Source organism: Streptomyces massasporeus, assembly GCF_014648995.1.
In the GTDB taxonomy this organism is placed as follows: Bacteria; Actinomycetota; Actinomycetes; order Streptomycetales; family Streptomycetaceae; genus Streptomyces; species Streptomyces massasporeus.
In genome coordinates, this window is record NZ_BMSE01000077.1 from 1 (window position 1) to 552 (window position 552).

General features: G+C 68.8%; 1 protein-coding gene. It reads right to left on the bottom strand.

Going from position 1 to position 552, the window contains the following annotated elements; genetic code table 11:
- Window positions 1-552, bottom strand: a 552-nt coding sequence (locus IE153_RS41320) for an aconitase family protein (RefSeq protein ID WP_268251985.1), incomplete at both ends; no start/stop codon positions are given.

Sequence of the window (552 nt, forward strand, 5' to 3'; positions counted from 1 at the left end):
CTCGATGGCCTCACCCCGGTACTCCAGAACGTAGCCCTGGCCGCCGCCCGTGCCGATCTTCGCGATGATCGCCAGGATCAGGTCCTTGGCGGTGACGCCCTCGGGCAGTTCACCGTCCACCGTGATCGCCATGGTCTTCGGCCGCGACATCGGCAGCGTCTGCGTGGCCAGCACGTGCTCCACCTGGGAGGTGCCGATGCCGAACGCCAGCGCGCCGAACGCGCCGTGCGTGGAGGTGTGCGAGTCACCGCACACGACGGTGGTGCCGGGCTGGGTCAGGCCCAGCTGCGGGCCCACCACGTGCACGACACCCTGCTCGACATCGCCCAGCGGATGCAGACGCACACCGAAGTCCGCGGCGTTCTTGCGCAGCGTCTCCAGCTGCACCCGCGAGACCGGGTCCGCGATCGGCTTGTCGATGTCCAGGGTCGGGGTGTTGTGGTCCTCGGTCGCGATGGTGAGGTCCAGACGCCGCACGGTACGGCCGCTCTTGCGCAGACCGTCGAACGCCTGCGGGCTGGTCACCTCGTGCAGCAGGTGCAGATCGATGAA